The organism is Tardiphaga sp. 768_D3_N2_1, from assembly GCF_052076105.1.
Classification (GTDB): Bacteria; Pseudomonadota; Alphaproteobacteria; order Rhizobiales; family Xanthobacteraceae; genus Tardiphaga.
This window is the reverse complement of sequence record NZ_CP197245.1, coordinates 3,720,294-3,740,084: the sequence shown is the minus strand read 5'-3', so window position 1 is coordinate 3,740,084 and position 19,791 is coordinate 3,720,294. Positions and strand designations below refer to the sequence as shown.

Here is a 19,791-nt window from a genome sequence, read left to right as displayed (position 1 = left end):
GCTCATCATGGTGGTGAACGTGAAAGGGTATTGGCCTGCCTTTAAAAATGGCGATTGTCTGGCTGAAATCAAGTTCGTCACGAAAGCGTCGTCACTTCGTCGTTTGGCTTTCGTTGACGATCTCCAGCCTATGATTTATCGCTGATTTCAGGGGAAGTCACAGGCGGGCTTACGGGGCAAGCTCACCGCATCGCACCGGCCGGGTTGACGCCACCATGACCGTTTTCCGCATCAAAGAACTGACGACCAATTCCGCTCATATGGTGGCCGGCGCGATCCGCTGGAATTACGATCGTGCCGAACTGATCGCCGACGGCATCGTCCACGGTCTCGGCGTGTTCTCTGGCCTGATCGCCGCCACCGTCCTCATCGTGCTCGCCGCTGTTTTCGCCACCGCCTATGAAGTGGTGACCGTCTCGGTCTATTCCGCCGGACTGCTGGCGATGCTGGTGCTGTCGGCCATCTACAACATGTGGCCGGTGTCACCGCGAAAGTGGTTCCTGCGCCGCTTCGATCACTCCGCGATCTATCTTCTGATCGCCGCGACCTACACACCGTTCTTTGCGCAGATCGCCAACACGCGGCTCGCGATCTCGCTACTGGTTGGCGTGTGGAGCGTCGCCATCACCGGCATCGTCATCAAGCTGGTTTATCCCGGCCGTTTCGATCGCCTTGCTGTCGTGCTCTATCTCGCCATGGGCTGGAGCGGGCTGATGGCCTATGACGCCGTGTTCACGCCGCTGCCGCCGCTTACCATGTGGTTCGTCGCCGCCGGCGGCACGCTGTATACGCTGGGCGTCGTATTCCACGCCTGGCAGCGGCTGCGTTTCCAGAATGCCATCTGGCACGCATTTGTCCTGCTCGGCGCAGCATGCCACTATACGGCCGTGCTCGACATGGTGCTGAGCACCTAGAGCATGATCCCGGAAAGTGGATACCGGTTTTCGGATCAGGTCACGCTCTAATAAGAAACAAAAACATCAAGGGGGGAGTGCGGCATGCGGGTAGACGGCAAGGTCGTCGTCGTGACCGGTGGCGCCAATGGCATCGGCCAGGCGCTATGCGAGACATTTCATAAAGCAGGTGCAGCGAAAGTCGTTGTCGTCGATCTCGATGGCGAACGCGCGACTGCCGTAGCAGAGACCATCGGCGGTGCCGCGTTCCAGTGCGACGTCGGCAAGGAAAAAGATATCCAGCATGTGATCGAACTGACCGAACGGCATTACGGGCCGATCGCGCTGTTCTGTTCCAATGCCGGCATTGGCGGCGGCTTCGACCCGATGTCGCCGAATGCCGGTGGCACATCGGATGAACCATGGGCGCGGAGCTGGGCGATCCATGTGATGGCCCATGTCTATGCCGCCCGGCATCTGATCCCGCTCTACAAGGCGCGCGGCGGCGGCTATTTCCTCAACACGATCTCCGCCGCCGGTCTGCTGTCGCAAGTCGGCAGCCCCGCCTATTCGACCACCAAACATGCCGCGGTGGGGTTCGCCGAAAATCTCGCGATCTCGCACCGGGCGGATAACATCAAGGTCTCGATCCTCTGCCCGCAGGGCGTCGATACCAACATGCTGAAGAACATCCCGAAGGGCCCGCAATCCAATGACGGCAACCTGTCGCCGGAGCAGGTCGCGCAGGATGCGCTTGAAGGCATCGAGGCGGAGACGTTCCTGATCCTGCCGCACAAGCAGGTGATCGACTACATGCGCAAGAAGACCGAGAACTACGACCGCTGGATCGGCGGCATGGCCAAGATCCAGGCGAAGATGCGGGAGACGTTTGGGAAGTAGGGGGCGCGGCTCTTTCTTAACCTCGCCCCGCGTTTGCGGGGAGAGGTCGGCGCGCAGCGCCGGGTGAGGGCATGGCACGTAGCCTGACAAGGGCGGGGCGCTTTCGGATACCCGTGAACTTACTACCTGAAAATTTGTGCGATCCGAGAGACCGCGGTCGTGGGAACGACTTGCCTTGCCCCTCACCCGCCGCGAAGGCGCGGCGACCTCTCCCCGCAAAGAGCGGGGAGAGGTAAGATCACTCCGCCGCTTCCAGCTTCGGCGGGCGCGGCCAGATCACCGGGACCGGCGGATCATAGGCCTGGATCGGCGGCAGGTTGCCGGTGAACTTCTCGACATTCACCACCGTGAGCTGACCCGTGCAGCCCTGCGCGAGCCGCGAGGTGCCGGTGTCTCTTGTGAGCACGTTCGGATTGCCGTGCACGCAGAGCGCCTTCTCCTCATTCGGATCTTCCGGATCGTAATAGGCGCCGGTCGGCAACTGGATCACACCGGCCATCACGTCTTCGGTGACGGTGACGGAGGCTAGGCAGGCGCCGCGCTGGTTGAACAGCCTGATGATATCGCCGTCCTTGATGCCGCGCGCGTCCGCATCGATCGGATGCATGCGTGCGACCTCGCGGCCGCGGCGCTTCTCGGCGCTGCTATGCCCGCCAAAATCGAGCTGGCTGTGCAGGCGTGACGCAGGCTGGTTGGCGACGAGCTGCAGCGGATTGGTCGCATCGATCGCGTCTTCCGGCGGCAGCCAGACGGGATGGCCCGGGCAGTCGTCGTAACCGAAGCTGGCGATGGTGTCGGACGTGATCTCGATCTTGCCGCTGGTGGTCGGCAGCGGCTTGCCCTCGGGGTCTTCACGGAACGCGCGCAGCGTGCCGCCGTCGAGCGGCAGTTGCGGCAGCAGCACTTCGCCCGCCGCCCAGAAGGCGTCGAAGTCCGGCGCCTCATAGCCCTTGGCTTTGAGCCCGTCATAGGTCGGCTGATAGAGATGCTGCAGCCACTCACGCGGCGTGCGGCCTTCGGTGAACTCATCGGCCTTGCCCAGCCGCTCGGACAGGCCAGTGAAGATCGTATAGTCGTCGCGCGCATCGCCGAACGGCTCGGCCATCTGATGCATCGCGACCATCAGCGGATCGGTCTGCGACGAGCCGATGTCCTCGCGCTCCAGCGACATGGTGCAGGGAAGTACGAAGTCGGCATGGCGCGCCGTCGCGGTCCAGGCGAGGTCGTGCACCACCAGCGTATCGACGCGTGCGAAGGCCTTGCGCAGGCGATTGAGGTCCTGGTGATGGTGGAACGGATTGCCGCCGGCCCAATAGACCAGCTTGATATCCGGATAGGTCATGTGCGCGCCGTTATATTCGAACGGTGCGCCGGGATTGAGCAGCATGTCGCTGACGCGCGCCACCGGGATGAATTCGGTGACGTTGTTCTTGCCCTGCGGCAGGCCGGCGATCGGCACCGCGTTCTGCCGGCGCCCATAGTTTGCGATGGCGCCGAGCGCATAGCCGAAGCCGCCACCGGGCAGGCCCGATTGTCCGAACATCGCTGATAGCACCGAGGCCATCCAGACCGGCTGCTCGCCATGCTTCGCGCGCTGCAGCGAATGCGCGACCACGAATAGCGCACGCTTGCCGGGCAGGCGGCGCGCGAGCTTGAGGATATCGTCGGCCTTGAGGCCGGTGATGCCGGCAGCCCAGGCCGCATCCTTCGGCTGGCCGTCGCTGCGGCCCATCAGATAGTCTTCGAAAATATCCCAGCCATGGGTATGGCTGGCGAGGAAGGCGCGATCATGCGTGCCGTCCATCACCGCGGTATGCGCGATGCCGAGCATCAGCGCCACGTCGGTACCCGGGCGCGCGGCGACCCAGTCCTGGTTCACTTCATCCGGCAGGTCGCTCTTCAGCGGCGAGATCAGCACGAGTTCGGCGCCGCGCTTGCTCAGGGCCACCATGTCGCGATGTTCGGTATGCTTGCTGATACCGCCGCCGGCGACGCGCGAATTCTTGGTGTTCATGCCGCCGAAGGCGAGAATGATATCGGTGTGTTCGACGATCTCGTCCCAGCCGATATTGCGGCGGGTCATGTCTTCGTAGTTGCCGAGGATGTGCGGAATGAGAACCGTCGATGCGCCGGCCGAGTAGCTGTTGACCGACTTCACATAGCCGCCGAGTGCGACGTTCAGAAAGCGATGGATCTGACTCTGCGCGTGATGGAAACGTCCCGCGCTCGACCAGCCATAGGAGCCGCCATAGATCGCCTTCGCGCTATGGGTATCCTTGACGCGCTTCAGCTCGCCCGCGAGCAGGTCGAGCACCTCGTCCCATTCCATCTCCACGAACGCGTCGCGGCCGCGGCGGTCGTCCGGGCCGGGACCGTTTTCGAGCCAGCCACGGCGCACCATCGGCTTGGCGATGCGCGCCTTGTGGCGAAGCGCCTCGGGAAAATTCTGGATGATCGGATTCGGATCGGGATCGATCGGATGCGGCGTGATGACCAGCTTGCCGTCGACCCACTGTCCGGAAAAGGCACCCCAGTGTGAGCTGTGCGATTTCTTGGCGTTGTCGTTCGGCAGCTTTGTCATGCCTGACCTTCCGTCATGATGGCGTCATCAGTGCTTCTGTCCATAAAGCACGGGAACGGCCGAGTCGACGATGACTTCCACAAGGCTGACGCCCGGATGTTGCAGGCTTTGCCCGAACGCGGCGGCGAGTTCCGAAGACTTGCTGACACGGGCCGCATGCGCGCCCATGCCTTCGGCAATTTTGACGAAATCTATTCCGGGCAGGTCCAGCCCGGGAACATTGCGCACCTGCATTACCTGGCTGAACGAGCGCATCGCGCCGTAACCGGAATTGTTGATGACCACGACCGTTAAAGGCAATTTGCGCTGCGCGGCGGTCCACAGCGCCTGGATCGAATACATCGCCGAGCCGTCGCCGATCAGACACAGGGTGCGGCGATCCGGATAGCCCAGCGCCATGCCGACAGATGCAGGCAGCGAGTGGCCGAGACCGCCTGACGACATGGTGTAGAAACTGTTTGCACCGCGCATCGGAAGATACTTCTGCATCGCCGGGCGATGCGAGGGTGCTTCTTCCACCAGCATCGCATCCGATGGCATGGCCCGCGATAGCGTATGCAGCAGAAAATCTATCGGAATCGGGTCAGCCCCCGCAGGCGGCGGCGGCAGGATGCGACCCTTGGCGACTGGGCGCTTCGTCTCCGGCAGCAGATCAAGCAGCAGCGTCAGCGCCGGCTTCATGGTCGCGATGATGCTGGTGCCGATCGGCGCCACGGCGGCGGAGTCTGCATCGTCGGTGATCTGGAAGATCGTGGTATCGCCATCGAAGATTGCGGCATGGCCTTCCACATGGAAGGTGAAGACCGGGGCGCCGATGACGACGACGAGATCATGCTCGCGCAATGCGTCGGAGAGCTGGGCCGGCGAGGCATGCAGGAAGCCGGCGAATTGCGGATGACGCTCCGGGAAACTGCAGCGTGCCGAGAACGGGCTGACCCAGACGGCGGCCTTGGTTTTCTCCGCGACTGATATCATCAGATCGACGGCTGCTGCACGGTCGATACCAGGGCCGACGATGAGCGCCGGGTTCTTGCTCTTGCCGAGTGCGGCAACGAGTTCCTGCATCGCCTGCGGATCCGGCCCGAGCTCGCGGCTGACATGGCGCGCCTCGATCGGTTGGGCCTGATGCGTCCAGTCGTCGATCGGCACCGAGACGAAGGTCGGGCCACAGGGCGGCTGCATCGCCACGTAATAGGCGCGCGCGATCGCGGCAGGCACATCCTCGGCACGTGCGGGCTCAACGCTGTATTTGACATAGGGCCGCGGAAATTCCGAGGCGCGCTCGGCATAGAGAAACGCCTGCAGCGGCAGGATGCTGCGCGCCTGCTGGCCGGCGGTGATCACCATCGGCGTCTGGTTGCGATGCGCGGTATAGATATTACCCAGCGCATGGCCGACGCCCGCTGCGGAGTGCAGATTGACGAAGGCGGCATTGCGCGTCGCCTGCGCATAGCCATCGGCCATGCCGATGACGGAGGCTTCCTGCAGGCCAAGCACGTAGTCGATATCGTCCGGCCAGTCGGACAGGAACGGCAATTCGGTGGAACCGGGATTGCCGAACACTTTGGTGATGCCGAAGCCGCGCAACAGGTTCAGCGTGGCGTCCTTGACGCTCACGGGAGTACGGGCGGCGGTTGTCTTGCTGTCGCGGGCCAAGGCGGTTTCCTCATGCGTCCAGGCAGTTGTCTGCCGTGTGGTGTTGACTCATCAACAGCAGGAGGGGGCGCGGAGTCAATCGGGGACGTGGGGGCAAGACCGCAGGGAGGCAGCGGAGGCGCGCTGTCGCTCCCTCTCCCCGCTCTTGCGCGGGGAGAGGGGTGGGGTGAGGGGCGTGGCACAGGGCCAGCGAAACGTGGGGAATATGCAAGTCGGAAAGAGGAGCGATCCGATAGGTGGGAGGCTGGTGCTTCGACAGCGTGCCGCCCCTCACCCGACCGGCTTCGCTGCGCTTCGCCGGTCGACCTCTCCCCGCGCAGAGCGGGGAGAGGTTAAGTCAGCGCGTCGTTGCGGTTTACCAGCTCGCCGTCGCCTTCATGGTCGGCGCGCCCTGATGATTGGCGGTCCAGACCTCGAGACCATCAGCGGTCTCATTCGCATTCACCGTGAAATCCGCGCCATCGAACAGCGGCGACACGCCGCGATAGCTGAATTTCGCGGGCGCCTTGCCACCCTTGAGCTTGGCTGCGAACTCCACCAGCAGCGCCGCCTGCAGCGGCCCATGAAACACCAGACCGGGATAGAATTCGACCTTGGTGACATAGTCGCGGTCGTAATGGATGCGGTGGCCGTTGAAGGTCAGCGCGCTGTAGCGAAACAGCAGCACGGGATCGGCATAATGCGTTTCCTGATGCTTGGCGGCCGGAACTTCCTTCGGCGCGGGAGCCGGCGGCGCCATGCTGGTCGGCATGTCCCTGTAGACGATGTCCTGCCGTTCGCGGATGGCGAGGCCGCGCTTGGTGGTGATCAGGTGCTCGACATTGACGAAGCACAGCGCCCCGGTGGAGCCGGTCTTCAGATTGACGTCGAGGATTTTCGAGGAGCGCGTCACCTCATCGCCGACAAGCAGCGGCTCGATGAACTGCACTTCGCCGCCCGCCCACATGCGGCGCGGCAGCGGCACCGGCGGCAGGAAGCCGCCGCGCGCGGGATGACCGTCGGGCCCGAGCTTGTCCATCGCCGCGACCGGCTGCGCCAGGCACCACTGCGTGGTGAAGGGCGCGGCGTCGCCGGGCTTCGGCGTGCCGATGTCGAGAAACAGCGTCGCGCGTAGGCCCTTCACGAGCTGCGCGGTGACCACATCGGAGGCCTCGTCGGTGCGACCGATCCACTGCTTGAGATGATCGATGTCGAGTGTGTCGGTCATGACGACCTCCGTGTGATCTTGAAGATTACTTCTGCACTTCGCCGATGCCGGGCACGGCGCCATAGCTGCGCGGCGCGTCGACCCAGATCGCGGCGGGCGCCGGATAGGACACTTCGCCATTCGGCGTGTTGACGGTGATGCGGCGCAGATGCGGATGGGTGGTGAGATCCGCCATGGTGTTCACTTCGGCAAAGGCGATATCGGCGTCGGTCAGGCGCTTCAGGAGTTCGTCGCGGCTGAGCGATCCGAAGATGTCGCTGACGGTCTGATCGGTGAAGGCACGGTTGCGCACGCGCTCGACGCCGTTGACGAGGCGCGGATCGGCGGCGAGGTCGGCATTGCCCAGCACCTTGGCGCAGAGCACCTTCCATTCGCGCTCGCTCTGGATCGAGATCAGGATGTCCTTACCGTCCTTCGAGCGAAACACGCCATAGGGCGCGATGGAGGGATGCGCGAGACCCATGCGCTTCGGCTCGTTGCCGGCCTCGGCATTGAGCAGCGGCACGGTGAGCCAGTCGGCCATCACGTCGAACATGGAGATGCGGATATCGGCGCCTTCACCCGACACCGAACGGCCGATCAGCGCTTCCAGGATCGCGGCATGCGCGGCCGCGCCCGTGGCAACATCGACGATGGAAACGCCGACGCGCGAGGGGCCTTCGGGACCGCCGGTGATCGACGCCAATCCGCTCTCTGCCTGGATCAGGAGGTCATAGGCCTTGCGATGGGCATAGGGGCCGGTGTCGCCATAGCCGGTGATAGTGCAGCAGATCAGCCGCGGATAATCCTTGCGCAAGCGTTCGCGGGTGAAGCCGAGCTTGTCCATCGAGCCCGGCTTGAGGTTCTGCAGCAGCACGTCGGCATTGGCGATCAGCTCTTCCATCGCCTTGCGGCCTTCCGGCGTCGCAAGATCGACCACGACGGAATCCTTGCCGCGGTTGAGCCAGACGAAGTAGCTGCTCTGGCCTTTCGCCGCGGCATCGTAGCCGCGGGCAAAATCGCCTTCGGGGCGCTCGATCTTGATGACATGCGCGCCGGCATCCGCGAGACGCGAACTGCAGAATGGTGCAGCCACCGCCTGTTCAACGGCGATGACGGTCAGTCCCTTGAGCGGCAGCATATGTCTATCTCAATACGAGCGCGGCATGCCGAGCACATGCTCGGCCACGAAGGACAGGATCAGGTTCGTCGAAATCGGCGCCACCTGATACAGACGCGTTTCGCGGAATTTGCGCTCGACGTCGTATTCCTCGGCGAAACCGAAACCGCCATGGGTCTGGATACAGGCATTGGCCGCCTCGAAGGACGCATCGGCCGCGAGCATCTTGGCCATATTGGCCTCGGCGCCGCATTCCATGCCGGCTTCATATTTGCGCAGCGCTTCCTTCACCATCAGCTCGGCCGCACGCATATTGGCGTAGGCCTTGGCGATCGGGAACTGGATGCCCTGGTTCTGGCCGATGGGTCGGCCGAACACCTGGCGCTCCTTGGCATAAGCGCTCGCCTTGGCGATGAACCACTTGGCATCGCCGACGCATTCGCTGGCGATCAGGATGCGTTCGGCATTCATGCCGGAGAGAATGTAGCGGAAGCCCTTGCCCTCTTCGCCGATCAGGTTTTCCTTCGGCACCTTCATGTCGGTGAAAAACACTTCGGTGGTGGCGTGGTTCATCATGGTGCGGATCGGGCGGATCTCGAGGCCGTTTTTCTTGGCCTCTTTCATGTCCACCAGAAACACCGACAGGCCGTCGGTGCGCTTCGCCGCCTGTTCCTTCGGCGTGGTGCGTGCGAGCAGCACCATCAGGTCGGAATATTCGGCGCGGCTGGTCCAGATCTTCTGGCCGTTGACGACGTAGTCGCCGTTGTCGTCCTTCTTCGCCACCGTCTTCAGCGAGGATGTGTCCGTGCCCGAGGTCGGCTCGGTGACGCCGAAGGCCTGCAGGCGAACTTCGCCGGTCGCGATCTTCGGCAGCCACTTGGCCTTCTGCTCGTCATTGCCATGACGCAGCACCGTGCCCATCGTATACATCTGCGCGTGGCAGCCGCCGCCGTTGCAACCGGCGCGCTGGATCTCTTCGAGGATCGCAGCAGCAGCCGACAGCTTGAGGCCGGAGCCGCCATATTCCTCGGGGATCAGCACCGACAGGTAGCCGGCTTCCGTCAGTGCGTCGACGAAAGCCTTCGGATAGGCCATTTCGCGGTCGAGCTTGCGCCAGTATTCACCGGGGAACTGTGCACACAGTTTGGCAACGGCATCGCGGATATCGTGGAATTCGTCCTGTTCCGCGGGATGGTGTTTCGTCAAGGAATTGAGCTTCTCTTCTTGAGGGGAAAATTATGATCCTGACCGGCATTACGTGATCCTCCGGTCTTACGTAATTTTAACCGGGAGGGTCTCGTAGCCTTTAACGAAGCTCGAATACACGCGCTTGGGTTCCCCCACAACTTCGATGTTCTCGAACCGTTTCAGTATCTCCTCCCAAACGATCCTCAATTGCAACTCCGCCAGGCGCATGCCCACGCAACGGTGTATGCCAAAACCGAATGACAGGTGAATCTTGGGCCGTGCGCGGTCGATGATGAATTCGTTGGGGCGCTCGATCACCTCCTCGTCGCGGTTGCCCGAGACGTACCACATCACCACCCGGTCGCCCTTCCTGATGGTCTTGCCGCCGAGTTCGGTATCCTGCAGGGCGGTACGGCGCATATGCGCCAGCGGCGTCTGCCAGCGGATCACTTCGGGGACCATGGTCTCGATAAGCGACGGATTGTCGCGCAACTTCTGATACTGATCGGGGTTCTCGTTCAGCGCCAGCACCGAGCCCGTCATGGTGTTGCGGGTGGTATCGTTACCGCCGACGATCAGCAGAATGATATTGCCCATCAGCGTGTCGGCGTCCATGAAGCGCGTGGCGTCGCTATGCGCCATCATGGAAATCAGGTCATTCCGCGGGTCGGAATTCACGCGCTCGTTCCAGAGCTTCTGGAAATAGGCGGCGCATTCGTCCATCTCGCGGCGGCGCTCTTCCTCGGACGAGACGATGCCACTCTTGGGCAGCGCGGTGGACACGTCCGACCAGCGTGTCAGCTTGCGGCGCTCTTCCCACGGGAAGTCGAACAGGGTCGCCAGCATCTGCGTGGTGAGTTCGACCGAGACGCGCTCGACCCAGTCGAAGGTCTCGCCGCGCGGCAATCCGTCGAGCACCTTGCACACGCGCCCACGGATCAGCACCGCCATCTCGTCGAGATGGGTTGGCGTGAACATCGGCGTCACGGTCTTGCGCTGTGCGCTGTGCTTCGGCTCATCCATGGCGATGAAGCTCGGCCAGTCATAGCCTTCCGGCACGTCGCGGATCGCGATGCCGCCATGCTTCACGTCGGACGAGAAGATGCCGTGATTGGTGTCGACATGCATGATGTCGTGATACTTGGTCACCGACCAGTAGGGCTCGATCGGCGCATTGGTGCAGTAATGCACCGGCTCTTCCTTGCGCAGCCGTTCGAAGAACGGCCACAGCGTATCGGTCGCGAACAATTTCGGCGCGCCGGGATGGAAGTCCTTCAGCGGCATGGAATAGGCGATCTCGCGCGCGACGCGCTGGATCTCGGCTTTGTCAGGATTGATCCTGGCTTGGATATTCATGGCGTCTGCTCTCCGAAAATCGATCCTTCGCCGTTGCGCTCGCGGTTAGCCCGCGATGCGCACCGGCAGTGTTTCGTAGCCCTTCACAAAACTCGAAAAGACGCGGCGCGGCTCGCCGACGACTTCGATCCTGTCGAAACGCTTGATGATTTCTTCCCACACAATCTTCAATTGAAGTTCGGCAAGTCTGAGGCCGACGCAGCGGTGGATGCCGAAGCCGAATGACAGGTGGCGGTTCGGGCGCACGCGGTCGATGATGAATTCGTTGGGGTTTTCGATGACCTCGTCATCGCGGTTCCCCGAGACGTACCACATCACGACCTTGTCACCCTTCCTGATCTGCTTGCCGCCGAGCTCGGCGTCCTGCAGCGCCGTGCGTCGCATATGTGCGAGCGGCGTCTGCCAGCGGATGATCTCCGGCACCATGCTCTCGATCAGCGCTGGATTGGCGCGCAGCTTGTCATATTCGCCGGGGAATTGATTGAGCGCATAGACGCCGCCGGACATCGAATTGCGCGTAGTGTCGTTGCCGCCGACGATCAGCAGGATGATGTTGCCGAGGAAGTTCTCGGGATCGAGATGTCGCGTCGCCTCGCTATGCGCCATCATCGATATCAGGTCGCTCTTTGGCGGCGCGTTGAGCCGTTCCTGAAACAGCCGGCCGAAATATTCGCCGCATTCGCCGAGTTCCTTCTGGCGCTGCGCTTCGGCTTCCGCTGTCGGCGGCAGCATGGTGGCGACGTCGGACCAATGGGTGAGCTTGCGGCGGTCTTCCCACGGGAAGTCGAACAGGGTTGCCAGCATCTGTGTGGTAAGTTCGATCGAGACGCGGTCGACCCAGTCGAAGGTCTCGTTGCGGGGCAGGGAGTCCAGCACCTCGGCGGTGCGACTGCGGATCAGTCCCGAGAGTTCGTCCATATGGTGAGGCGCGAACATCGGCGCCACGGTCTTGCGCTGGGCGCTGTGATGCGGCGGATCGGTGGCAATGAACATCGGCCGGCGAAATTTCACGCCGGCGTCGCGGATGGTGATGCCGCCGAATGCCGCAGCGGACGAGTAGGTCGCGTGATTGGTCTCGACCGCCATGATGTCGTTGTATTTGGTCACCGACCAATACGGTCCGAACATGCTATCCTTGCAATAGTGGACGGGATCCTCGCGGCGCAGCCGTTCGAAATAGGGCCAGAACGTATCGGTGCGGAACAGTTCGGGATTGCCGGGATCGAACTCATCGAGCGGCATCCCGTAAGCTTGGGCGTGGGCGGCGGCTTGGGCGGCTTCGTTGCTGTCGGAATCCTGGACGCGATCGAGCATCGGTTCTCTCCCCTGGCATGCCTTCCGTGGTTGGTCCCGGAGGGCTTATTTGGATGAATTACAACCCGTTGCGGGGCCAAGAGCAAGGACCACTTTATGCCTCTTCTCAGCCCGTTCGGCCCGTGACATGGTGATTTCAATCAACAAAACCGGTGCGCTTGCGCGCCGTTCTGACCGGAGGCGACCCTGTGATTTCGAACGCTCAACGGATGTTCAATTTCGATCTCGGCGAAACCGCGGACGCGATTCGCGAGACCGTGCGTGACTTCTCCCAGAACGAGATCGCGCCGCGCGCCGAAGCCATCGACAAGACCAACCAGTTTCCCATCGATCTCTGGCCCAAACTGGGGTCGCTCGGGCTGCACGGTATCACGGTGGAGGAAGAGTTCGGCGGCGCCGGGCTCGGCTATCTCGAACATGTCATCGCGGTGGAGGAAATCTCGCGCGCCTCGGCGTCGGTGGGCCTGTCCTATGGCGCGCATTCCAATCTCTGCGTCAATCAGCTGCGTCGCAACGGCAACGAGGCGCAGAAGCGCAAATATCTGCCGAAGCTGATTTCCGGCGAACATGTGGGATCGCTGGCCATGTCCGAGCCGGGTTCGGGCTCGGACGTGGTGTCGATGAAGACCCGCGCCGACAAGAAGGGCGATCGCTACGTTCTCAACGGCAGCAAGATGTGGATCACCAACGGTCCTGTCGCTTCGACGCTGGTGGTCTATGCCAAGACCGATCCGGCTGCCGGCCCGCGCGGCATCACGGCCTTCATCATCGAAAAGGGGATGAAGGGTTTCTCGACGGCGCAGAAGCTCGACAAATTGGGCATGCGCGGCTCGGATACTTGCGAACTCGTCTTCGAGGATTGCGAAGTGCCCGAGGAGAACGTGCTCGGCACCGTCGGCCGCGGCGTCAATGTGTTGATGTCCGGCCTCGATTATGAGCGTGCGGTGCTCGCGGCAGGTCCGCTGGGGATCATGCAGGCCTGTCTCGATGTCGCGCAGCCTTATGTGCATGAGCGCAAACAGTTCGGCGAGCCCATCGGCAACTTCCAGCTCGTGCAGGGCAAGATCGCCGACATGTATGTCGCGCTGAGCTCGGCGCGCGCTTATGTCTATGCGGTGGCGAAAGCCTGCGATCGCGGCGAGACCACCCGCGAGGATGCCGCCGGCGCCATCCTCTACGCGTCGGAACGCGCCACCCAATGCGCACTCGACGCAATCCAGCTGCTCGGCGGCAATGGCTATATCAACGACTATCCCACCGGCCGCTTGCTGCGCGACGCCAAACTCTACGAAATCGGCGCCGGCACCAGCGAGATCAGGCGAATGCTGATCGGGCGGGAGCTGTTTGCGAAGAACGGGTGAGGTTTCTCGCGCCGGCATCCCGGGACGTGGGCCTTGGCTCGTCATTCCGGGGCGCACGAAGCGGCAAAGCCGCGTAGTGCGAACCCGGAATCCTCGAGTGTTTGGCGCGGTCGACGACTCCCATGCTGGGATTCCGGGTTCGCGTCCGGCAAGAGCCGGCCGCGCCCCGGAATGACGAGTATGGGGCGGGTCCGCGCTTGACGTGCCCAAACATTTTTTCCTATTCATCGTTGACAATATTCCATTAAGGTTTATATTCCCCTCTGTCCTGCCCCACCGAGAGGGGCGATCGCGATCGTCACGTTCGCGGGGCAGGGTGCGGTGGACGCCGGAGATGCGGCGTTACGCGGTTCATGGGTGACGTCTGTCTTCGGGCAGGACGGATCTGCGCCAGCACTGCCACTGGCAAGGACACGACCGGTCTTGAGATGGAAAGATCCCTGGACAGTGTGACGGACGACCAAGTCAAAATGCGTCCGGCCTAAGTGCTTGAGGCTCCCTTCCCATCGCCTTGGGACTTTAATTCGGTGATCGGATCGTTCGCTGAGGCAAAGTGCAAGCAAGTCGAAAAAACACCGCAGGCGGAACGCTGGGCACTTGCCTGACGCTTCCGAAAGTCCTGATGCACACTCACTTGCGGAAGACCGCATTCGCATCAGGCCCAAGGGTGCAACGGGCACCCGGCGTTCCGCACGCCCTCTTTCAGGAGGGTGGGAATGCGAAACACGACGGCGCCCCCGCGCCGCTAACAACAGGGGCGATGAGGCATGTCTGAAGAACAGGACTCTCCGGAACAGTGGCTGTTTGACAAATTGAATCAAGAGCGACGCAGAAGCGCGGCTGTTTGTCTGCACTTCAGAGAAATTCAAAAGGCACCGCCGCTTGATCCACCTCAATCCTGTCACGGCAAAATGCGCAGATGATGGGCTCATCGCGTCGATCGACGCAGCGTCGCAAGCAGGAGCAGGATCATGCCGAAAATGAAGGCTGCGATATTTGTCGAACCGGGTCGTATCGTTCTGGATGACAAGCCGATCCCCGATGTCGGCCCACTCGATGCGTTGATGCGCATCACGACTACCACGATCTGCGGCACCGATGTGCATATCCTCAAGGGTGAGTATCCGGTCGAGAAAGGGCTGACCATCGGGCACGAGCCGGTTGGTATCATCGAGAAGCTCGGCAGTGCCGTCACCGGCTATCGCGAGGGCCAGCGCGTCATTGCCGGTGCGATCACGCCGAGCGGCCACAGCTACGCATGTCTCTGCGGCTGCTCATCGCAGGATGGCGCTGGAACGAAGCACGGTTTCAAGGCGGCCGGCGGCTGGCGGTTCGGCAACACGATCGATGGCGCGCAGGCCGAATATGTTCTGGTGCCCGATGCCATGGTCAATCTCAGTCCGGTGCCCGACGCGTTGACGGATGAGCAGGTGCTGATGTGTCCGGACATCATGTCGACGGGATTTGCCGGCGCGGAGCGCGGCGGCATCAGGATCGGCGACACGGTGGTAGTGTTCGCGCTGGGGCCGATCGGCCTCTGCGCGCTCGCCGGTGCGAAGCTGATGGGCGCAACCACGATCATCGGTGTCGATACGGTGCCCGCGCGCATCGAGGTCGCCAAACGGCTCGGCGCCGATATCGTCGTCGACTTCAAGAAGGGTGATCCGGTCAAGCAGATCATGGATCTCACCGACGGCCGCGGCGTCGATGTGGCCATCGAAGCGCTCGGTACGCAAGGCACTTTCGAATCGGCGCTGCGCGCGCTGCGGCCGGGCGGCACCCTGAGCAGCCTTGGCGTCTATTCGACGGATCTGCAGATTCCCCTGAGCGCCTTTTCAGCAGGCCTTGGCGATAACACGATTGTCACCAGCCTGTGCCCCGGTGGCAAGGAGCGGATGCGACGGCTGATGAACGTCGTCGCCTCCGGCCGCGTCGACCTGACACCGCTGGTCACGCATCACTACAAACTGGACGATATCGAGAAAGCCTACGACCTGTTCTCGCATCAGCGCGATGGCGTGCTGAAGGTCGCAATCACGCCATGAGGCGGAAGGCAGCCGGCGCGAACAGGTTGCGCCGGCTGCCTTTGATGCGCTCACATGGCTAGGAACGAGCGATTCCAGGTCGGGCTGATCAGCACCTCATTGATACAGACATGCGGCGGCATGCTGGCGATGAAGGCGATGGTCTTGCCGAGATCGTCCGGCTGCAGCATCCGCGCCATCACCTCGTCGCTCGGCGGCACCGGGCGGTTCTTCATGATGTCGGTGGCGACCTCGCCGGGCGAGAGACAGCAGGCGCGCAAGCCGTTGACGCATTCGTCCATGTTGAAGGAATGGGTGAGCGCCAGCACGGCGTGCTTGGTGGCCGTATAGGCCGGCCCCGTCATCTTCGACACGATGCGCCCGGCCCATGAGGCGACATTGATGATGCAGCCGTCCTTCTGCGCGCGCATCGTCGGCAGCACCGCGCGCATGCAATACATCACGCCGTTGAGATTGATGTCGACGATCTGGTCCCAGCCGTCCTGCGTCACATCTTCCCAGCTGCGTTTCGGCAGATTGACGCCGGCGCTGTTCACCAGAAGGTCGATACGGCCATGTTTGGCGAGGATGGCTTGCGCCACCTTGTTGACGTCGTCGACATTGCTGACATCCAGCGCCATCGCCTCCACCGGCTTGCCGCCGGCGCCGAGTTCATCGGCGACGCTCTTCAGCACATCGGCACGGCGGCCTGAAATGACGACCGTCCAGCCATCCGCCAGCAGCGCCGCTGCGCCCGCCTTGCCAATTCCGGTGCCGCCGCCGGTCACCCATGCGATCCTGGTCTTGCTGCTCACGATTTTCTCCCCGATCGTTTCTTGCTTCACGATGTCCATCGTTTCTTGCTTAACGATGGCCAAAGTGTTCAACAATAATTGCGCCGGCGCCAGTGCCGCCAACTCATGAGCCTCATGCCGATCATGCCGACCGATACCAAGCCGCCCATCGATCAGAACCGCCTCTGGGACGACCATATGGCGCTTGCCGCCATCACCGATCCCGACAAGCCGTGGACGCGGCGATCGTTCTCGCAGCGCTTTCTCGACGGGCGCGCCTGGCTGCGCGAGCAATTCATCGCCACTGGCATGACGGTGCGCATGGACGCCGGCGCCAACATGATCGCCCGGCTTGAGGGCAGCGTTCCCGGCCTGCCGCCGATCATGCTCGGCTCGCATTCCGACACGGTGCCATCCGGTGGTCGCTTCGATGGCATTTCCGGCATCCTCACGGCGCTGGAGGCCGTGCGTGCGCTGCAGGCGTCCGGCTATACGCCCCGGCATCCGATCGAGATCGTGGATTTCCTCGCCGAGGAACCCAGCGAATATGGTCTGTCCTGCGTCGGCAGCCGCGCCATGGTCGGCGAGCTCGATGCGAAAATGCTGACTTACACCAACGCGGCCGGTGAAACGCTGGCCGATGCCATCAAGCGCGTCGGCGGCGATCCGGCGGCCATCGCCGCGATGCAGAAGCCGGAATTTGTCGGCTATCTCGAATTGCATATCGAGCAGGGCGTGGTGCTGGAAAGCAAGAAGCTCGATCTCGGTCTCGTCACCGGCATCGCCGGCATCACCCGCGTCGAGATCGTGCTGCAGGGCGCTGCCGATCATGCGGGCTCGACGCTGATGGAATATCGCAGGGATGCGAGCCTTCCCGCCGCCGAGCTCGTGCTGCTGGTCGCGCAGCAGGCCAATGCCTTTGCCGCGCGCAAACAGGGGCACTTCGTTGCCACCACGGGAATCCTCGAGATCAGCCCGAACGCCGCCAATGTCGTGCCCGGTGGCGCGCGCATGATTCTCGATATTCGTGCCGAGAAGGCCGCGCTGGTCGATGAATTCGTGGCACTGCTCGACCGCGAGAGCCTTGCCATTGCGGGGCGTGCCAGGGTCGCGCGCGAACGCTTCGCACTGATCTCGCAAAATCCTCCCGCGCCTTGCGACGATCATCTGCTCGATGTTCTCGGACGCAGCGCCACCAAGCTCGGCTATTCAACGACACGGCTGGCCTCGGGGGCAGGTCACGATGCGGCTTTCATGTCGCATATCGGCCGCAGCGCGATGCTGTTCATTCCGTCAAAGGACGGCAAGAGCCATTGCCCCGAGGAATGGTCGGAGCCGGAGCAACTGGCCGTCGGGGCGGCAACGCTGTTCGAGGCGGTGCGGCTGCTCGACGGACAGAACGACTAGCTGGCGGTGCGGTCGGCCAGCATGCTGGATTGAGCAGAGGCGAGATAACCCCCGACCTGCTCGATGTTCATGGGCTTGGCGAAGAAGTAGCCCTGCATGAAACGGCAGTGCTCCCTGCGCAGGAAGTCGACCTGTTCACTGTTCTCGACGCCTTCGACGATGCAGTCGTGACCGAGGCCGTTGCACAGTCCGAGCATGGTGCGCAGGATCAGGCGCGCGGCAGAATCCGTCTCGATCTTGCTGATGAAGCTGCGATCGATCTTGACCTTGTCGAGCGGCAATTCGCGAATACAGCTCAGGCTCGAATAGCCGGTGCCGAAATCGTCCAGCGAGATGCGGGCGCCCAGAGTCTTCAGGGCATTCAATGCTTCGGTCGCCTGTGCGAGATTGCCCATCACGGCCGTTTCGGTGATCTCGAAGTCGATGCGGCTGGCCTTCACCTTGCTTTGCTGGACAACGGCAATGATCTTGAGGATCGACAGGGGAGAGGCGACGTCGACCGCTGAGAGGTTGAACGAAATCCGGATGTGCTCCGGCCATGTCGCTGCGCCTTCCAGAGCCTTGCGAAGTAGCAACGGGGTCAACTGGCCGATCATGCCGGAGCGTTCGGCGGCGACAATGAAGCTCATCGGCGGAACATTGCCGAGCTCCGGGCTCTTCCAGCGCGCCAGGGCTTCGAAGCTCGCGGGTTGTCGTGTTTCTGCGTCAATGATCGGCTGATAGGCGATCCACAGTTCCTGCTCGAGGTTGGCACCGGCCAAAGCCCGGCTCACAGAGGAGGCCTCGCGGATATCGGCTTCATGTTCTGCAGAAAACCGGACGGCCTTGCCACGCTTGTGCTGCTTGGCAAAGAACAGCGCATAATCGGCGCGCTCGAACAAATCCTGCGCGGTCTTGGCTGCGTCCGGAAATTCCGCATATCCGATCGAACAGCTGATGCGTACTGTAATGTCATCAATCTCGAACGGGACGTCGAACAGGTTTTCGATGCTTTCTTCCGCTTCAGCAATTGCGTCCGGGTCCAGCAATTGTTCGCTGAACATGACGAATTCGTCGCCGCCCAGTCTGGCCAGAAACACGTGAGGAGCGAGATGCGCGCGCAGCCTGTCCGCAACTTCGACCAGCAGGCGATCACCCATGCGGTGCCCGTGGATGTCGTTGATCGGCTTGAAGCCATCAAGATCCAGGATACCAAGCAGCAGGCCGCCGGTATGCGCAGAGTTGATGATGCCGCGCTCAAGCTCGGCAAAGAAATTCCGGCGATTGGGGAGACCGGTGAGGCTGTCGATATTAGAATTCCGAAAGTTCCTGTCGCTCAGCACCTGCAGTTCGGCCTGCTTGATACGCAGCGCTTTCTCCGAATTCACCCGCTTCTCGAAATCGGAGTAATTGCCGAGCAGCATGAAGAGAATGGCAAAGATGACCACGACGAAGTTGAAGGCGATGGAGGTAAAGACCGTATTGTCGCTTGATCCGAAGAAGAACGCGAAGGGCACGACAACAAGCGTCGTCACGATGAGCGCTGCCGAGCGTAGATGCATGAGGCAGAAACTGCAGCCGATCGATGTCACGGCCATAAAGAAGGCAACGTGACTTTTGCTATAGGCGTCGCCGTAGGGAAAAAGGCTGAGGCTCCAGGCAGAGAACGCGACGCCGAGAATGCTGGCGAAGATGATCGAGCCGGTAAGTTTCTCCACGGCCTGGTCGAGTGACAGCGTGATGTTCCGCGCTCTCAGCCAGCTCAGCATCCGGATCACGCAGATTGCAACGAATGCAGCGGGGAGATACACGGTCAGTAGATGCGGCGCAGTACCATAAAAGGTAATCGCAAGTGCCGTCGTGTTGACGACCACCAGCGCATACATGATCGGCACCTGACGGGTGAAGGCAGCGAGCTTCGCCTCCACCAGTTCGGGGTTTTCGCGGGGCACGCGGAAGATCGTTCCGATCTGTGATGCCGCCATTTCGAAGTAGTTCAGCATCGTGCCGTCCTGGACTCTGCGTTGGTGAG

At 62.2% G+C, this 19,791-nt stretch carries 14 protein-coding genes; 5 read left to right on the top strand and 9 right to left on the bottom strand.

The window, feature by feature from the left end; genetic code table 11:
• Positions 1 to 215 precede the first annotated feature (215 nt).
• The gene (trhA, locus tag AB8A27_RS17595; protein WP_441243009.1) at positions 216 to 914 is read left to right on the top strand and encodes a PAQR family membrane homeostasis protein TrhA; all 699 of its coding nucleotides are present in this window, start codon (positions 216 to 218) and stop codon (positions 912 to 914) included.
• Between the two features lie 84 nt (positions 915 to 998).
• Positions 999 to 1,793 (top strand): SDR family oxidoreductase, encoded by a 795-nt coding sequence (locus tag AB8A27_RS17590; protein ID WP_092144690.1) that lies wholly within the window; start codon positions 999 to 1,001, stop codon positions 1,791 to 1,793.
• Between the two features lie 238 nt (positions 1,794 to 2,031).
• Here AB8A27_RS17590 and AB8A27_RS17585 read toward each other — a convergent pair whose 3' ends face one another.
• The 7 genes from AB8A27_RS17585 to AB8A27_RS17555 all read right to left on the bottom strand — a co-directional run bounded on the left by AB8A27_RS17585 (position 2,032) and on the right by AB8A27_RS17555 (position 12,122).
• Positions 2,032 to 4,374 carry a molybdopterin guanine dinucleotide-containing S/N-oxide reductase gene (locus AB8A27_RS17585; protein WP_441243008.1) on the bottom strand — a complete coding sequence of 781 codons (2,343 nt, stop codon included), beginning with the start codon at positions 4,372 to 4,374 and terminating at the stop codon, positions 2,032 to 2,034.
• A 27-nt stretch (positions 4,375 to 4,401) separates the two neighbouring features.
• Entirely contained in the window at positions 4,402 to 6,030 is a 1,629-nt protein-coding gene (mdlC, locus tag AB8A27_RS17580; RefSeq protein WP_441243007.1) for a benzoylformate decarboxylase, read from the bottom strand.
• A gap of 355 nt (positions 6,031 to 6,385) precedes the next feature.
• The gene (locus AB8A27_RS17575; RefSeq protein ID WP_441243006.1) at positions 6,386 to 7,237 is read right to left on the bottom strand and encodes an FAS1-like dehydratase domain-containing protein; all 852 of its coding nucleotides are present in this window, start codon (positions 7,235 to 7,237) and stop codon (positions 6,386 to 6,388) included.
• A 25-nt stretch (positions 7,238 to 7,262) separates the two neighbouring features.
• A complete protein-coding gene (locus tag AB8A27_RS17570) occupies positions 7,263 to 8,357 on the bottom strand; it encodes a CaiB/BaiF CoA transferase family protein (RefSeq protein ID WP_441243005.1) in 1,095 nt (364 codons plus the stop codon).
• Between the two features lie 9 nt (positions 8,358 to 8,366).
• A complete protein-coding gene (locus AB8A27_RS17565; protein ID WP_439092019.1) occupies positions 8,367 to 9,542 on the bottom strand; it encodes an acyl-CoA dehydrogenase family protein in 1,176 nt (391 codons plus the stop codon).
• Between the two features lie 66 nt (positions 9,543 to 9,608).
• Positions 9,609 to 10,880: a cytochrome P450 gene (locus tag AB8A27_RS17560; protein WP_441243004.1), complete on the bottom strand. Its 1,272-nt coding sequence runs from the start codon at positions 10,878 to 10,880 to the stop codon at positions 9,609 to 9,611.
• 45 nt (positions 10,881 to 10,925) lie between these two features.
• Positions 10,926 to 12,122, bottom strand: coding sequence for a cytochrome P450 (locus tag AB8A27_RS17555; protein WP_441244943.1), 1,197 nt, complete (start codon positions 12,120 to 12,122; stop codon positions 10,926 to 10,928).
• A 260-nt stretch (positions 12,123 to 12,382) separates the two neighbouring features.
• On the opposite strand from AB8A27_RS17555, the gene AB8A27_RS17550 reads away from it, so the two are divergent.
• Positions 12,383 to 13,555, top strand: a complete 1,173-nt coding sequence (locus AB8A27_RS17550) for an isovaleryl-CoA dehydrogenase (RefSeq protein WP_441243003.1) — start codon at positions 12,383 to 12,385, stop codon at positions 13,553 to 13,555.
• Between the two features lie 971 nt (positions 13,556 to 14,526).
• Positions 14,527 to 15,600, top strand: coding sequence for an NAD(P)-dependent alcohol dehydrogenase (locus AB8A27_RS17545; protein ID WP_441243002.1), 1,074 nt, complete (start codon positions 14,527 to 14,529; stop codon positions 15,598 to 15,600).
• A 50-nt stretch (positions 15,601 to 15,650) separates the two neighbouring features.
• On the opposite strand, the gene AB8A27_RS17540 is transcribed toward AB8A27_RS17545, so the two are convergent.
• On the bottom strand, positions 15,651 to 16,394 hold the full coding sequence (locus AB8A27_RS17540; protein ID WP_441243001.1) for an SDR family oxidoreductase: 744 nt from the start codon (positions 16,392 to 16,394) through the stop codon (positions 15,651 to 15,653).
• A gap of 105 nt (positions 16,395 to 16,499) precedes the next feature.
• Between AB8A27_RS17540 and AB8A27_RS17535 the strand changes: the two genes are divergently transcribed.
• A complete protein-coding gene (locus tag AB8A27_RS17535) occupies positions 16,500 to 17,780 on the top strand; it encodes a Zn-dependent hydrolase (RefSeq protein WP_441243000.1) in 1,281 nt (426 codons plus the stop codon).
• Here AB8A27_RS17535 and AB8A27_RS17530 read toward each other — a convergent pair.
• Entirely contained in the window at positions 17,777 to 19,762 is a 1,986-nt protein-coding gene (locus AB8A27_RS17530) for a putative bifunctional diguanylate cyclase/phosphodiesterase (protein ID WP_441242999.1), read from the bottom strand. The two genes, AB8A27_RS17535 and AB8A27_RS17530, sit on opposite strands and share 4 nt — an antisense overlap.
• Between the last annotated feature and the right edge of the window lie 29 nt (positions 19,763 to 19,791).